Below are 14,022 nucleotides of genomic sequence, written 5' to 3' on the forward strand. Positions count from 1 at the left end.
CGCGCCGGCCGAACGCCTTACTGCGCCTTGAGAACGCCGCGGAACGGCGCGTCGGTGCCGTCGACCCCTTCAGCGGGCGGGAGGCCGATCAGGTCGCGCAGCAGCGGGTAGACGGCGACGTTGTCGAAGTCCGGCAGCGTGCGTCCGTTCGCAAAGGCAGGGCCGTGGGCGATGAACAGCGCCGTCATGTCCGGCGCCATGTTGTCGAAGCCATGGTTGCCGCCGGTCTGCGGCTTTGCCGGCGCGGTCGGCAGCACCTGCCAGCCGTCCTCCGCCAGGCACAGGATGGCGGGCACGCGCGGATTGCGGCCATAGTGGAAGCGGGCGGGGATCTCCGCCTTGCGCCAGCACTCCATGTGCGCGTGCGGCTTCAATAGCGCCCTTTCGACCGCCGCTTCCTTGCCGGGCGTCGGCGTCAGCGCGGCGTAGGGGCCGGCCTCCACGACGTGGTAGAGCGACGGATCGGCGAGCTTGTCGAGGGCCACGACTCGTTCGCTGCTGGTGGCGGCCATGCCGTGATCGGCGACGATCACCAGGTTTGCGGGCTGGCCGATCGCCGCAAGGCCGTCGACGAGCGCACCGACCGCCGCGTCCACGCCGGCAGCGGCCTCGTTCACCTCCTGCGAATCCGGACCGAAGCGATGGCCGGCGGTGTCCACCGCCTCGAAATAGAGGGTGAGCAGGCGGGGACGGATCGCGGCCGGGCGACGCAGCCAGTCGAGCACCCCCTGGACGCGCTGCGTCGGGCTGATCGCCTCGTTATATTGCTGCCAGTCCGAGGGGCGGGTGCCGCCGTGCGTCTCGTGCGGCCATTCGGGGCTGCGGGTGGCACCGATCGGAACGTTGGATCCGGGCCAGAACTGGGTCGCGGTACGGATGCCCGCCTGTTCGGCCGCCACCCAGATCGGCTCCGCGCCGTTCCACCAGCTCGGGTCGTCCGTCGCCATGGTGAAGACGTTCTTGGGATCGGCAGGATCCTCCATCCGGTTGGCGACGATGCCGTGCCGGTCGGGACGGACGCCGGTCACCAGCGTCCAGTGGTTGGGAAAGGTCTTGGAGGGGAAGGAGGGGTGCATCGGCCCGGTCACGCCGCCGGCCGCCAGTCGAGACAGCACCGGCGTCACGCCGCGGCCGAGATAGTCCGGGCGGAAGCCGTCGATCGAGACGAGGATGGTGACGGGTGCGCGTGCCTCGGCCGGCGCGGTGCCGGCGACGGTGTCCGTAGCAGGCAGGGTCTGAGTGCAGGCGGTGAGCGAAGCGAGTGCCAGGAACGCGGCGAAGACGGGCTTGAACATGGCCCGCCCTTCGCGCGCGTCCGCGGCAGGAATATGACAGTTGCGGCCCTTGGCCGGCCTTTCGGCCGGCGAAGAATCAGACGTTGAAGCGGAACAGCATCACGTCGCCGTCGTGGACGACATATTCCTTGCCCTCCTGGCGCAGCTTGCCCGCCTCGCGCGCGCCGGCTTCGCCGTTGCAGGCGACATAGTCGTCATAGGCGATGGTCTCGGCACGGATGAAGCCGCGCTCGAAGTCGGTGTGGATCTCGCCTGCGGCCTGCGGCGCCTTGGCGCCGGCCTCCACGGTCCAGGCGCGCGCTTCCTTCGGGCCGACCGTGAAGAAGGTCAGCAGGTTGAGCAGCTTGTAGCCGGCGCGGATGACGCGGGCGAGGCCGGTCTCGGTCAGGCCCAGGTCGCTCAGGAACTCCTGGCGATCGGCGGGTTCCATGGTGGCGATCTCGGCCTCGATCGCGGCGGAGACGACGACGGCCTGTGCGCCTTCGGCCGCAGCCTTCTCGAACACCTTGGCAGAGAGCGCATTGCCTTCGGCCGCGTCTTCCTCATTCACGTTGCAGACGTAGAGGACGGGCTTGGCGGTGAGCAGCTGCGCCTGGGCGAACACGCGCGCTTCCTCGTCGTCCTTGGGCTGGGTCAGCCGTGCGGGCTTGCCCTCGCGCAGCAGGTCGAGCGCCTGGCCGAGCACGGAGGCGCCGATCTTGGCCTCCTTGTCGCCCTGCTGGCCCTTCTTGACCAGGTTGGGGACGCGTTTTTCCAGGCTTTCCAGGTCGGAGAGCATCAGCTCGGTCTCGACCGTCTCGGCGTCGGCGATCGGGTCGACCTTGTTGTCGATGTGCTGGATGTCGTCGTTCTCGAAGCAGCGCAGCACGTGGACGATCGCGTCCACCTCGCGGATGTTGCCCAGGAACTGGTTGCCCAGGCCCTCCCCCTTGGATGCGCCGCGCACGAGCCCCGCGATGTCGACGAAGCCCAGCTGCGTCTCGATGATCTTCTGGGAGCCGGCGATGGCAGCCAGCTTCTCCAGCCGCTCGTCGGGCACGGCGACGTTGCCGACGTTCGGCTCGATCGTGCAGAACGGATAGTTCGCCGCCTGCGCCGCTGCCGTCTGGGTCAGCGCGTTGAAAAGGGTGGACTTGCCGACGTTCGGAAGCCCGACGATGCCGCAGCGGAAACCCATGTCCGGTTCTTCGATCCCGATGGTGAAGGTGAAGCCCGCCGCATAGGGCTTTCGGGCTCCCTTGACCAGCCGGGTGCTGCGGCACCGCCGCGATGGCTAGGCTTTCTTCGCGCCCTTCTTGCGTTTGGCCTTGGCCTTGGGCGCCTCGCTGTCGCGGGAGAGCAGCAGCACGGCGCCGATCGCGAGCGCGCCGATGCCGACGCCGGCGAGGGTCGCCAGGGTCAGGCTGCGCGTCCGCTCGCGATCGGCCTCCTCTTGCGCGCGGCGGGTGGCTGCACGCGCCGCCGTCTCTGCCAATGCCGGTGACGGCGGGGGAGGTGCGTGGCGCGGGTAGGGGGCCTGGTTCGCGTCAGGGACGGGCGGGGTGTGGCTCATGGGCGATCTTTCGGTCTGCTGGGGATGGGGGGGCGGCTTATTGGTAGCCGCCCTCTTCCTCGCGCTCCTCGGCGGCCTCGGCCTGCGCTTCTTCCAGTTCGTCCTGGTTCTGGTTCTCGGTGGACTGGTCGTCGGGGTTGGGATCCTGGATCATCGGGACGGTCCTTTCTGGCTGGGTTCCCCCTTCAACCGTCCAGCCCGCCCCGGCGTTCCCCTTACCAGCGGTAGTTGAAGCTCACGCTGATCCGCTCGCCCTTGCCGGCGTGGGGCATCACCTCGTGCCGAAGCCAGCTTTCCCACAACAGGATGGTGCCGGGCTCGGGGTTCACCTCGACAAAGGTGGCGAGGCTTTCGGGCGCATCCGGCCGGCGGGGCGGGGCCGCCATGAACCGTGCGAGGCGCGGGTCCTCCAGCTTGAGGCCGCCGGCACCCTCGGGCACGGCGACATAGACGGTTCCGGAGACGACACTGTGCGGGTGGATGTGGCCGGAATGGCCGCCGCCGGGCTTGAGCAGGTTGACCCACAGGCTGTCGAGCTTCAGCCGGCGCCCGCCCAGGTCCATCGCGCAGGCTTCCGCGAAGCGGGCGACATGGCGGTCGAGCAGGCGCTTCAAATCGGCGAACGCCGGATCGCGGATCGGCAGGTCGTCAAGCGAGGCATAGCTGGTGTAGCCGCGGTAGCGGTGCTCACGCGACCAGCGCTTGCCGGCAATGTCGTCCTCGGCGAGCGCGCGGACGCTTTCCTCAAGCTCCGCGATCAGCTCGGGCTGGCCGATCTGCTCCTGGTAGAGCGGGGTGGTGAAGAGGTGGCGGACGGGCATGGTCGCTTCCTTAGTCCCGCTGCAGCCGCCGCGCGACCTCGTTCATGAAGCGGACGTCGTCGCCGCGCGCCAGCCATTCCGCCTCGGCCGCGACCGCGCCCAGCATGTCGGACAGGTCCTCGATCTCGGCCTTGGCATAGTTGCCGAGCACATAGCCGGTCACCCGGTCCTTGTGCCCCGGGTGGCCGATGCCGAGCCGGACGCGGCGATAGTCGTTGCCGATGTGCTGGTCGGTCGAGCGCAGGCCGTTGTGGCCGGCAGCACCGCCGCCGGTCTTCACCTTCACCTTGAAGGGGGCCAGGTCGAGCTCGTCGTGGAACAGCGTCACGTCGGCCGGCGTGAGCTTGTAGAAGCGCATCGCCTCGCCGACCGAGCGGCCGCTCTCGTTCATGTAGGTGCCGGGCTTCAAGAGCAGCAGCTTCTCGCTGCCGATGCGGCCTTCCTGAACCCAGCCGTGGAACGCCTTTTTGGGCGGGGAGAAGCCGTGCACCTCGCCGATCGCATCGACGGCCATGAAGCCGACGTTATGGCGCTGCATCGCATGTTGCGGGCCCGGATTGCCCAGGCCGACCCAGAGCTGCATGGCTGTCCCCGTGCTTGGGTGTTCCAAAAGAACATCGCCCCCGCAACGGGTTGCGGAGGCGATGCTGTCTTTACCGATGTCGGGAAAGGAAAGGGCTCAGGCGCCCGCATCCTCGACTTCGGTCTGCGTGTCGCCTTCGCTCGACTTGAGCGCAGACGGCGCCACGATCGTCGCGATGGTGAAGTCGCGGTCTTCGATCGCCGGCTGCGCGCCCTGGGGCAGCGTCACCGCGGAAATGTGGATCGAGTCGCCGACTTCGGCGCCCTTCAGCGAAACCTCGACCTGGTCGGGGATGTTCGCCGCGTCGACCACCAGCTCCAGCTCGTGACGGACGACGTTCAGAACGCCGCCGCGCTTGATGCCGGGAGCCTCTTCCTCGTCGGTGAACACGACGGGCACCTGGACGGTGACGGTCGAGTGCTCGCCGATGCGCAGGAAGTCCACGTGCACCGGCAGGTCGGTGACGGGATCGAAAGCCACGTCCTTGGGCAGCGTGCGGATCGTCGAACCGCCGGCGTCGACCATCACGACCGAGTTCATGAAGTGGCCGGTCATCAGCAGGCGCATCAGTTCGCGGCCGTTGACGTGGATCGGGGTCGGTTCTTCGTTGTTGCCGTAGATCACGGCGGGCACGCGGCCTTCACGACGAAGCGAACGGGAGGCTCCCTTGCCAACCCGATCGCGCGTCTCGGCCGACAGCGTAAGCTGGTCGCTCATCACAGTCTCCGTATTGCGCTTGGTTCCATGTTCGCCGGCCGGGCCTCCAGGGATGACCCCGGCACGACAAGGGCGGGCGCTTAGGCGAAAGTGCGGCGAAAGGCAAGCGAACCGCCGCCGTGAGCGGCCGCCGCTACTTCTTGAGCACGTCGAGCGCCGCTGCCGTCAGCGCCTCCGTCGCGGTGCCGATCACGGCCTCCGCATCCGGTGCCCAGCCAGCGCTGTGGAGCGAGGGCAACTCCGCCAGCCCGTCCTGCGCCGCCGCCCAGTTGTCGGCGGGCACTCCGCCGACCCAGAAGATCATGCTCTGGATCGACTTGTCCGCCAGATAATAGCGGCTGAAGTCCTCGCCGCCCATGGTGGCCGGCACGTCGCGCACCCGCGCGTCGCCGAAGCGGCCGGTGAACAGCGTGCGCAGCTCGCCCGACAAGGGCTCGGTGTTGAAGGTGGCGGGGGTGTAGGTCTGCTCGACCCGGACGGTCGGCATGCGATCCTCGGGGATGCCCGCGGCGATGGCCTCGCCGCGCGCGATCCGGGCGATCCCGTCGAGCAGCTGCTTGCGCGACTCGTCGGTGTAGCTGCGCACGGTCAGCAGCAGCTTCGCCTCGTCGGGGATGATGTTGTGCTTGGCGCCGGCATGGAAGCTGCCGACCGTCACCACGCCCGGCGTCTGCGGATCGAGCTCGCGCGAGACCAGCGTCTGGAGCGCGCCGACGATGCGGGAGGCGAGCACGATCGGGTCCTTGGTGGTGTTGGGATAGGCGCCATGGCCGCCGACGCCGCGGACCACCACGTCGACCGAGTCGACGTTGGCGAAGGTGTAGCCGGAATGGACGCCGATCACCCCGGCCTGCAACCCGGCGCTGTCGTGGAAGGCGATGGCGTGGGTGGGCTTGGGAAAGCGCGTGTAGAGGCCGTCCGCCAGCATCGCCTGCGCGCCGAGCCCCACTTCTTCGGCCGGCTGCGCGATCATCACCAGCGTGCCGGACCATTGGCCTTTCATCGCCGACAGGTTGCGCGCAGTGCCGACCCAGCTCGCCATGTGCGTGTCGTGGCCGCAGGCGTGCATCACGCCCGTTTCGACGCCATCTGCGGTGGTGGCGCGGACTTTCGAGGCGAAGGGGAGGCCCGTCGCCTCCGTCACCGGCAAGCCGTCTATGTCCGTCCGGATCAGCAGCGTGGGGCCGGGGCCGTTGCGCAGCACCGCGACGATGCCGGTGCCGCCCACCTTCTCGGTAACGGTGAAGCCCGCCTTCCGCGCCTCGGCCGCCATGCGCGCGGCGCTCTTCACCTCCTGCCGGCTGAGCTCGGGTGCGGCGTGCAACTCGCGGTAGAGCGCGGTCAGCTGCGGCAGTGCCGCCATCGTTGCGTCGCGAACCGGTTCGGCAGCGGCGGGCGACGCCACGGCGGAGAACGCAGTCGCGAGCAAAGTGGCGGCGAACATCGGATGCATGGCGGTTCCCCCTGAAGTCGACGCCAGCGTGCGACGGCGTCCCGCCCTTGGCAAGCGTCGCTCAGCCGGCGGGAACCAGCTCGATCACGTCCAGCGTGGATTCGAAGCGGGGATAGGGAAGGGCGATCCGCCACCGGCCCTCCGCCACGCGCTCCACCCGGCCGGCCATGTCGCGGGTCGCATCGCGGCCATAGTCCAGGGGGGCGGTCTCGTCGCTGAGCATCAGCGTGCCCAGGAAGATGCCGCGCACGTCGCTGTCGGGCAGGATCAGCCCGACCGGACGCTGTGAGCCGGTGCGCTTGTAGAAGCTCAGCACATCCCCCTCCTGCTCGATGCGGCAGTCGAAAAAGGGATAGGCGACGTAGCCGGGCGTGGCGGCGCGACCAGTGCCGAGCTTGAAGACGCGGCAGCGATAGTCGCCGGGCGGTGGAGGCGAGCCGGGCAGCGCCAGGTCCGGATCGAACAACTCTCCCTGCGCGGCCACTTCCTTCGGACTAATCACCCGTGCAGCCGCCAGTGCCGCCATCCAGGCGGTGCGCCAGTTGCGCAGCCGGTCGCGATCGGCGGCGGTCGCCATCGAGCGCCAGTCGGGCGAGGGGCTCGGCGTGGCGGCGACGGCGGAACGCTCGCCTCCACCATGGGCGCACCCGCTCGCGAGCAGTGCCGCCGCCAACACCGTCCAACACCCGCCAATTCGCATCCGCACCATCCCCCCGATCCGATTTTGTTTTGTCGAACGACCAAGCTTGCCGCTTCGATCCGCAAGCGCAAGCGCAAGCGCCGTCAGGCAGCGGTCCAGCCGCCGTCCATGGAGAGATTGGCGCCGGTGATCGCCTTGGCCTCGTCCCGGCACAGGTACAGTGCGAAGGCCGCGACCTGCTCTGCGGTCACGAACTCCTTGGTCGGCTGGGCGGCGAGCAGCACGTCGTTCATCACCTGCTCGCGGGTCAGTCCGCGCGATGCCATGGTGTCGGGGATTTGCCGTTCGACCAGCGGCGTCCAGACATAGCCCGGCGAGATGCAGTTGACGGTTATGCCGTGGGTGGCGGTCTCCAGCGCGATCGTCTTGGTGAGGCCGGCGATGCCGTGCTTGGCGGCAACATAGGCCGACTTGTTGGGGCTCGCGACCAGCGAGTGGGCGGAGGCGGTGGAGAGGATCCGGCCCCAGCCGTTCCGCTTCATGTGCGGCACCGCGGCGCGCATCATGTGCCACGCCGACGACAGGTTGATCGCGAGGATCGCGTCGAACTTGTCGACCGGGAACGCCTCGATCGGCGCGACGTGCTGGATGCCGGCGTTGTTGACGATGATGTCGACGGAGCCGAACTCGGCCGCCGTGCGCTCCACCATCGCCGCGATCTCGTCCGGCCTGGTCATGTCGGCGGCGTCGTAGCGGGCCGCGCCGCCGTTCAACTCGGCAAGCCCCGCGCGCTCGCGCTCGATTGCGTCCCCCTCGCCGAAGCCGTTGATGACCAGGGTCGCGCCCTCCGCGGCCAGCGCCCTGGCGATCGCCAGGCCGATGCCGGAGGTGGAGCCGGTGACGATCGCGGTCTTGCCCTTCAGGAACATGGCAGTGCCCTTTTGCTGATCAGCGCGGCGCCGGCGACAGCGGCGGCGTGCGGGTGAGGTCGTAGGCGGCAGTCTTGCCGTCGAGGAGATCGGCGGCGACGACGCGTGCGTTGGCCATGGTCTCGGCAACGGCGGCACGGCCGGCGACCCAATGCTCGTGCATGGTGCGCGCGGAGAATTCGAAGTCGCGCGATCCGCCCTCCCAGGCGTTCGCGCGGTAGATCAGTTGCACGAGGCTCACCGGCAGCTCGGCCGCCATCGCGGCGAGCGCCTGCACGTCGGGATCCCCGGACATCTCGGCAGGGAGCTTTGCGAGGACCTTGCGGATCGCCTCGCGCTCCTGGCGCAGCCGCATGCGTTCGTCGCTGATCTGGCGGGTGCGGCTGGAAAAGCGGATCTCCTTCTCACGCGCCAGCACGTCGGTGATCGTGCGCGGGCGTTCGGAGGCGGCGGCGAACAGGTCGACCTGGAACACCAGCATCGCCGCGTCCTGGTGATCGAGCACATGGGTGAGTGGCGTATTGGAGACGAGGCCGCCGTCCCAGTACCAGCAGCCGTCGATCTCCACCGGGGGCAGGCCCGGCGGCAGCGCGCCCGACGCCATGATGTGGCGCGCGTCGATGCGGCGCTCGCGGGTGTCGAAATAGGCGAAGTTGCCGCTCTCCAGGTTCACGGCGCCGACCGAGAGCCGCACCGGACCGTTGTTGAGCAGGTCCCAGTCGACCAGCGCGTCGAGCGTGTCGCGCAACGGCGCGGTGTCGTAGAAGCTCAGCGCCTCGCGGCTGCCCGGAAGGGCGAGGGCGGGGGGCCAGGGCCGCGGGCGGAAGAAGCCGGGGACGCCCTGGCCGAGCACAAAGGCGGCGGACCATTCGTGCACCGCCTCGCGCACGCGGTCGTCGGGAAGGAGCGGGAACTGCGGCAGGGCGCTGCTCGCCTGTTCCCAGAAGGCGCGAAGTCGCTCCATGCGTCGTTCGGGCGGGTTGCCGGCGATGATGGCGGCGTTGACCGCGCCGATCGAGATGCCCGCGACCCAGTCGATCTCGATGCCGGCGCCCTCCAGCGCCTCGACCACGCCGGCCTGATAGCTGCCGAGCGCGCCGCCGCCCTGCAACACCAGGGCCACGCAGTCGGGCAGGGGAAGGACATCGCGGCTGCGGCGCGTGCGGCGCAGGCTGGGATCGGCATCGGCCATCCCGGCGACCATGGACCGGAAGCGCCGCGGCATCAACGGGATGCGCACATTCGGCAGCACCCGTGCAACGTCCCGGCCCGCCGCGCATTTTGGTTGCGGACCTTCAACGAACAGGGATGGCGCGATGCGTCTCGACGATCTCGATCCGACACGGAACGCACGCGACCTGGGAAGCGGCGGGGGCGGGGGCGGCGGCTTCGGCCTGCTCGGCCTGTTGCCGCTGTTGCTCGGCCGCGGGCGGATGGGCTGCGGCAGCTTTGCGATCCTGGCGGTCGTGGTCGTCGGCTATCTGATGATGAGCGGCGGAGGGGGTATCCTGGGCGGCGGCGGTGGCCAAAGCGTGCAGCAGGGCCGGGTCGCCGGCAGCGGCAACAACGTCGCCTGCGATACCGAGGCGGAGCTGTTCTCGTGCCGGGTGATGACCTCGACCGAGCAGACCTGGGGCCGGATCTTTCAGGAACAGGGCGCCACCTATCGCCCGGCCACGATCAACTTCTACCAGGGTGGCGCCCAGTCGGGCTGTGGCGCGGCCCAGTCCGCAATGGGGCCCTTCTACTGCCCGCCGGACCAGGGCGTGTACCTCGACACCAGCTTTTTCCAGGAGCTGAGCCAGCGCTTCGGCGCGGCGGGTGACTTCGCCCAGGCCTATGTGATCGCGCACGAGGTCGGCCACCATATCCAGAACCTGACCGGCACTGCCGAAAAGGTGACGGCGATCCAGCAGCGTTCGAGCCAGGCGGAGGGCAATGCCGCTTCGGTGCGGCTGGAACTGCAGGCGGACTGCTATGCCGGCGTCTGGGCGGCGCGCAACCGCGACCGCATCGAGCCGGGCGACGTCGAGGAGGGCATGCGCGCGGCGCAGGCGATCGGCGACGATACGCTGCAGCAGCAGGCGCAGGGCCGCGTCGTTCCGGAGAGCTTCACCCACGGCACCTCCGCCCAGCGGATGAAGTGGTTGCGCACCGGCCTGGAATCGGGTGATCCGGCCAAATGCGATACTTTTTCCGGAGCGATCTGACCCGATGAGCGTGGCCTTTCGACGTGAGGACGACGACGAGCACAAGGAGCCGAAGTTCGAGCTGCCGCTGCCGCCCGGCCAGAATCTGGTGACCCGCCGGGGCCTGGCGAAGATCGAGGCCGAGGTGGCGCGACTGGAAGCGGCGGTCGCGGCCGAAACCGGCGAGGAGAAGCGCGCGACGTTGAAGCGGGACCTGCGCTACTGGCACGCACGCTTCTCGACCGCGACCATCGCGCCGCCCCCGCCCAAGGACGAGGTGGCGTTCGGCTCCTGCGTCACCTTTCGTCTAAACGGGCAGACCCGCACCGTGTCGCTGGTCGGCAGCGACGAGGCGGAGCCCGCGGCCGGCCTGATCCCGTTCACCGCGCCGCTTGCGGTCGCGATGACGGGCGCGGAAGTGGGCGACCTGATCGACTTCGGCGGCCGTACCGCGGCGATCGAGGTGCTCGACACCCGGCCGATCGCGGAGGCGGAATCCTGAGCGGGGCCATGCGCGTGCTGGTCGACGCCGACGCCTGCCCGGTCAAGGACGAGGTGTACCGCGTCGCCGAGCGCCACGGCGCGCAGGTGACGATCGTCAGCAATGCGTGGCTGCGGGTGCCGCCGGGCGTCGAGCGGGTGGTGGTCGACAGCGGCTTCGACGCCGCCGACGACTGGATCGCCGAGCATGCCGATGCGCGATCCGTGGTGGTCACCGCCGACATCCTGCTCGCGGACCGGGCCTTGAAGGCGGGGGCGAGCGTGGTCGCGCCCAGTGGCAGGCCCTTCACCACCGCCTCGATCGGAAGCGCCATCGCGGTGCGCGCGATCATGGCGGACCTGCGCGCCGGAGGCGAGCAGATCGGCGGACCGCCGCCCTTTTCGAAGGCCGACCGCTCGCGCTTCCTTCAGGCGCTCGACGCGCTGCTGGTGCGGCTCGCGCGGACAGGCTAGCGCAGAGCTCCCAAGGAGAACCGACATGGCCGAACGCTTCGAACGCCATCGCCAGCCGTGGCGTCCCGACGAGATCCAGAAGCTGCACACGCTCGCCAAGAAGGGCATGGCCCTCAAGGCGATCGCCAAGGCGCTCACCCGCAGCGAGGAATCGGTGAAGCAGCGCGCGAAGGAAGACGGGCTGCCGATCGCCAAGCTGCATTGATCGCCCGGGCGGGAGACCCGCGCCGTCGCCTGCGTTGTGCCTGCGTCCCGAACAGGAGAAGCAGACGATGAAGGCGATGACACTAGCCGCCCCCGGCGGCCTCGACAGACTGCGGCTGGAGGAGCGGCCCGAGCCGGGCGATCCGGGCCCCGGCGAGATCCGCGTGGCGCTGCACGGGAGCTCGCTCAACTACCACGATTATGGCGTGGCGACCGGCGCCATGCCCACCGACGATGGGCGCGTGCCGATGGCCGACGGCGGCGGCACCGTGGAGGCGGTCGGCGAGGGCGTCAGCGAGTTCGCCGTCGGTGACTCAGTGGTGTCCTGCTTCTTCCCGGATTGGCTCGCCGGACCGCCCAGGATCGGCGACTTCAGCCGGACGCCCGGCGACGGCATCGACGGCTTCGCGCAGGAGCGGGTGGTGTTGCCCGCCACCGCCTTTACGCGTGCCCCCCAGGGCTATGACGCGGTGGAAGCGGCGACGATCACCACCGCCGGCCTCACCGCCTGGCGCGCGCTGGTGGTCGACGGAAACCTCAAGGCCGGCGACACGGTGCTCTTGCTGGGCACCGGCGGCGTCTCGATCTGGGCATTGCAGATCGCCAGGGCGATGGGCGCGCGGGTGGCGATCACCTCTTCGTCCGACGAGAAGCTGGAACGCGCCCGGAGCCTCGGCGCGGACTTCACGCTCAACTATCGTTCGGAAGCCGAGTGGGGCCGCCGGGTGCGCGACTGGAGCGGGACGGGCGTCGACCATGTCGTGGAGGTCGGCGGGCCGGGTACGCTCGCCCAGTCGATCGAGGCGGTTCGGGTCGGCGGGCACATCTCGCTGATCGGGGTGCTGACCGGGCGAGGCGGCGAGGTGCCGACCGCGGCCCTGATGGCCAAGCAGGCACGGCTGCAGGGGCTGATCGTCGGCAGCCGCGCCGACCAGCAGGCGTTCGTCACCGCCCTGGAGGCGACCGGCATCCGCCCGGTGGTGGACCGGCGCTTCGCACTCGAGGAACTGGCCGATGCCTTCCGCTACGAGGAAAGCGGCAGCCACTTCGGCAAGATCGGCGTCGCGTGGTAGCGCCTCCCTAGGTACGCCAGGGATACAAAAAGGGCCCGGACCGAAGTCCGGGCCCTTGCCGTAGGTGCTGCCGGGCAGGGGGAAGCCCGGCAGCGCTCGGGGGCTCAGCGGAAGGTTGAGCCGCCCTGAGGGGTGGTCCCGCCGGTCGTGCCCGACCCCGCGGCAGTACCCGTTCCCGACGTGCCGCCGGTGTTGGCGGTGGCGCCCACCGTGCCCAGCGTGCCGGTGGTGCTGGAGCCGCTCGTGCCCGAGGTGCCGGTGCTGCGGCCCGCGCCCGAAGCGCCCTGCGCCTCGTCGCCGAACATCGCCTGGCTGCGCTCCTCGTCGCGCCAGTGGCGCTTCGCCTCGTCCGCGGTCTTGCGGATCTTCACCTTGTCGTCGACCGTCTCGATCCAGCGCGAGGGGATCGAGTGGTGGCGGCCGTGGGCGTCGGCATCATTCTTGGTCAGGATGATCCGGTCGCCCCGGACCTTGTCGACGGTCCCGACGTGCTGATCGTCGGAGCCGACCACTTCCATATGCTCCTGAACGCGGTTCAGCGAGGTGCGCTGGCCCTGCCGCTCGGTGCGCCAGCTGCTGAACTCGTTGTGGAACTTGCTCGCATTTTCCTGGCGGTATTCGTCATAGTCGCGATCGAACTCGGCGAGCTGGGCGCTGCGCCAGCTGCTGTAGTGCGGATCGCGGCCATAGCGGTCGTCGCGACGCTCCTGCTGCTCGTCGTAGCGCTGGTCGAGCTCGCGGCGGCGTTCGGCCTCTTCGTCGCCGAACCACGAGCGAACCTCGTCGCCGGCACGTTCTAGGAAGCCGCGCTCGTCATGGTCATAGCCCTGCGGCCGGCCGCCGAAGCGCCGCTCGTCGAGGTCGTCCCGGTCGCGATAGCGGTTCTGCGCGCCATAGCCGCGATGCTCCCGCTCGCCATAGCTCCGCTCGCCGTAGCTCCGCTCGCCATAGCCGCGTTCGCCGTGGCTGCGATCGACGAAGCCGCGCTCGCCATAGCCCGAGGACGCGCCATAGCCGCGAGGGCGCTGGTCGCGGTCGCTCAGGTACCGGCCGCCGGAGTTGCGATCGCCGCCGTAGCGGTTGTCGCGATCCCAGCTGCTGCCCTCGTCCTGGCTGTCGACGTCGGTGAAGCGGTGGCCGTCGCTCGCATAGCTGCCGCGATAGGGCTGGCTCGACCCGCGGTCGCGGTAGCGCCCGCCGCCGTATCCGCCCGAACCTTCGCCGAAGCTGCGCGCGCCATAGTCCCGGTTGCCGTAGTCGCGGCCGCCATAGTCACGCTCGCCATAGCCGCGGCCCTCGTCGCGCCGGTAGCCGCCGCGTCCGCGATCCTCGTCGGAACCGGCCGCCGCATAGTCGCGGGCGCTGGAATAGGTGTAGTCGCGGCCGGAGCCGAAATCTTGGCCATAGTCGCCCGCGGTACCGCGGCCGCGGGGGTAGCGTTCATACGCCATGGATCGTCTCCTGAAACGTCATCCTGCGGCGCCGCGTCTCGTGGCGCGGCTTCCGGGAATTATAACAGGTTAAGGATGGGCCGGTTCCGCGCGCTAGACGCACGGCGGGTGCCGTTCGGCGCACGACGAGCGGTGGTTTTGCGACACGGGGACAGTTGCAT

16 protein-coding genes are annotated in these 14,022 nt (G+C 69.6%); 5 read left to right on the plus strand and 11 right to left on the minus strand.

Annotated features, from left to right (window positions below; translation table 11 throughout):
• Window positions 1–17: 17 nt before the first annotated feature.
• The 10 genes from EO081_RS10885 to EO081_RS10930 form a co-directional block, all read right to left on the minus strand.
• Entirely contained in the window at window positions 18–1,295 is a 1,278-nt protein-coding gene (locus EO081_RS10885; protein WP_129341948.1) for an alkaline phosphatase family protein, read from the minus strand.
• A 76-nt stretch (window positions 1,296–1,371) separates the two neighbouring features.
• Window positions 1,372–2,472: a redox-regulated ATPase YchF gene (ychF, locus tag EO081_RS10890; protein WP_129341949.1), complete on the minus strand. Its 1,101-nt coding sequence runs from the start codon at window positions 2,470–2,472 to the stop codon at window positions 1,372–1,374.
• A gap of 96 nt (window positions 2,473–2,568) precedes the next feature.
• Window positions 2,569–2,847, minus strand: a complete 279-nt coding sequence (locus EO081_RS10895) for a hypothetical protein (RefSeq protein WP_129341950.1) — start codon at window positions 2,845–2,847, stop codon at window positions 2,569–2,571.
• A gap of 215 nt (window positions 2,848–3,062) precedes the next feature.
• Window positions 3,063–3,668, minus strand: a complete 606-nt coding sequence (locus EO081_RS10900) for a TIGR02466 family protein (protein ID WP_129341951.1) — start codon at window positions 3,666–3,668, stop codon at window positions 3,063–3,065.
• Window positions 3,669–3,678: 10 nt separating this feature from the next.
• Complete coding sequence (gene pth, locus EO081_RS10905) at window positions 3,679–4,251, minus strand: aminoacyl-tRNA hydrolase (protein ID WP_129341952.1); 573 nt, start codon at window positions 4,249–4,251, stop codon at window positions 3,679–3,681.
• A gap of 96 nt (window positions 4,252–4,347) precedes the next feature.
• On the minus strand, window positions 4,348–4,968 hold the full coding sequence (locus EO081_RS10910; RefSeq protein ID WP_129341953.1) for a 50S ribosomal protein L25/general stress protein Ctc: 621 nt from the start codon (window positions 4,966–4,968) through the stop codon (window positions 4,348–4,350).
• Window positions 4,969–5,101: 133 nt separating this feature from the next.
• Window positions 5,102–6,421: an amidohydrolase gene (locus EO081_RS10915; protein ID WP_375781655.1), complete on the minus strand. Its 1,320-nt coding sequence runs from the start codon at window positions 6,419–6,421 to the stop codon at window positions 5,102–5,104.
• Window positions 6,422–6,482: 61 nt separating this feature from the next.
• Window positions 6,483–7,097, minus strand: a complete 615-nt coding sequence (locus EO081_RS10920; protein ID WP_240697638.1) for a DUF4893 domain-containing protein — start codon at window positions 7,095–7,097, stop codon at window positions 6,483–6,485.
• Between the two features lie 107 nt (window positions 7,098–7,204).
• The gene (locus EO081_RS10925) at window positions 7,205–7,990 is read right to left on the minus strand and encodes a 3-hydroxybutyrate dehydrogenase (protein ID WP_129341955.1); all 786 of its coding nucleotides are present in this window, start codon (window positions 7,988–7,990) and stop codon (window positions 7,205–7,207) included.
• A 19-nt stretch (window positions 7,991–8,009) separates the two neighbouring features.
• The gene (locus tag EO081_RS10930; protein ID WP_129342487.1) at window positions 8,010–9,182 is read right to left on the minus strand and encodes a patatin-like phospholipase family protein; all 1,173 of its coding nucleotides are present in this window, start codon (window positions 9,180–9,182) and stop codon (window positions 8,010–8,012) included.
• Between the two features lie 124 nt (window positions 9,183–9,306).
• On the opposite strand from EO081_RS10930, the gene ypfJ reads away from it, so the two are divergent.
• From ypfJ to EO081_RS10955, 5 genes are all read left to right on the plus strand, one after another.
• The gene (gene ypfJ, locus EO081_RS10935; RefSeq protein WP_129341956.1) at window positions 9,307–10,200 is read left to right on the plus strand and encodes a KPN_02809 family neutral zinc metallopeptidase; all 894 of its coding nucleotides are present in this window, start codon (window positions 9,307–9,309) and stop codon (window positions 10,198–10,200) included.
• Between the two features lie 4 nt (window positions 10,201–10,204).
• Window positions 10,205–10,681, plus strand: coding sequence for a GreA/GreB family elongation factor (locus tag EO081_RS10940; protein WP_129341957.1), 477 nt, complete (start codon window positions 10,205–10,207; stop codon window positions 10,679–10,681).
• 8 nt (window positions 10,682–10,689) lie between these two features.
• On the plus strand, window positions 10,690–11,133 hold the full coding sequence (locus EO081_RS10945; RefSeq protein ID WP_129341958.1) for a YaiI/YqxD family protein: 444 nt from the start codon (window positions 10,690–10,692) through the stop codon (window positions 11,131–11,133).
• Window positions 11,134–11,158: 25 nt separating this feature from the next.
• Entirely contained in the window at window positions 11,159–11,338 is a 180-nt protein-coding gene (locus EO081_RS10950; RefSeq protein ID WP_125962215.1) for a hypothetical protein, read from the plus strand.
• Window positions 11,339–11,405: 67 nt separating this feature from the next.
• Window positions 11,406–12,410: a zinc-dependent alcohol dehydrogenase family protein gene (locus EO081_RS10955; RefSeq protein WP_129341959.1), complete on the plus strand. Its 1,005-nt coding sequence runs from the start codon at window positions 11,406–11,408 to the stop codon at window positions 12,408–12,410.
• 104 nt (window positions 12,411–12,514) lie between these two features.
• Here the strand turns inward: EO081_RS10955 and EO081_RS10960 are convergent, their stop codons facing one another.
• Entirely contained in the window at window positions 12,515–13,861 is a 1,347-nt protein-coding gene (locus tag EO081_RS10960) for a DUF2171 domain-containing protein (RefSeq protein ID WP_129341960.1), read from the minus strand.
• Window positions 13,862–14,022 lie beyond the last annotated feature (161 nt).

It is taken from the genome of Sphingomonas desiccabilis (assembly GCF_004135605.1).
Taxonomy (GTDB): Bacteria; Pseudomonadota; Alphaproteobacteria; order Sphingomonadales; family Sphingomonadaceae; genus Sphingomonas; species Sphingomonas desiccabilis.

Excerpts from the sequence above, each read along its gene's own strand:
- EO081_RS10885 (WP_129341948.1), bottom strand. The coding sequence starts at position 1,295 with ATGTTCAAGCCCGTCTTCGCCGCGTTCCTGGCACTCGCTTCGCTCACC.
- ychF (WP_129341949.1), bottom strand. The coding sequence starts at position 2,472 with ATGGGTTTCCGCTGCGGCATCGTCGGGCTTCCGAACGTCGGCAAGTCC.
- EO081_RS10895 (WP_129341950.1), bottom strand. The coding sequence starts at position 2,847 with ATGAGCCACACCCCGCCCGTCCCTGACGCGAACCAGGCCCCCTACCCG.
- EO081_RS10900 (WP_129341951.1), bottom strand. The coding sequence starts at position 3,668 with ATGCCCGTCCGCCACCTCTTCACCACCCCGCTCTACCAGGAGCAGATC.
- pth (WP_129341952.1), bottom strand. The coding sequence starts at position 4,251 with ATGCAGCTCTGGGTCGGCCTGGGCAATCCGGGCCCGCAACATGCGATG.
- EO081_RS10910 (WP_129341953.1), bottom strand. The coding sequence starts at position 4,968 with ATGAGCGACCAGCTTACGCTGTCGGCCGAGACGCGCGATCGGGTTGGC.
- EO081_RS10915 (WP_375781655.1), bottom strand. The coding sequence starts at position 6,421 with ATGCATCCGATGTTCGCCGCCACTTTGCTCGCGACTGCGTTCTCCGCC.
- EO081_RS10925 (WP_129341955.1), bottom strand. The coding sequence starts at position 7,990 with ATGTTCCTGAAGGGCAAGACCGCGATCGTCACCGGCTCCACCTCCGGC.
- EO081_RS10930 (WP_129342487.1), bottom strand. The coding sequence starts at position 9,182 with ATGGCCGATGCCGATCCCAGCCTGCGCCGCACGCGCCGCAGCCGCGAT.
- ypfJ (WP_129341956.1), top strand. The coding sequence starts at position 9,307 with ATGCGTCTCGACGATCTCGATCCGACACGGAACGCACGCGACCTGGGA.
- EO081_RS10940 (WP_129341957.1), top strand. The coding sequence starts at position 10,205 with ATGAGCGTGGCCTTTCGACGTGAGGACGACGACGAGCACAAGGAGCCG.
- EO081_RS10945 (WP_129341958.1), top strand. The coding sequence starts at position 10,690 with ATGCGCGTGCTGGTCGACGCCGACGCCTGCCCGGTCAAGGACGAGGTG.
- EO081_RS10950 (WP_125962215.1), top strand. The coding sequence starts at position 11,159 with ATGGCCGAACGCTTCGAACGCCATCGCCAGCCGTGGCGTCCCGACGAG.
- EO081_RS10955 (WP_129341959.1), top strand. The coding sequence starts at position 11,406 with ATGAAGGCGATGACACTAGCCGCCCCCGGCGGCCTCGACAGACTGCGG.
- EO081_RS10960 (WP_129341960.1), bottom strand. The coding sequence starts at position 13,861 with ATGGCGTATGAACGCTACCCCCGCGGCCGCGGTACCGCGGGCGACTAT.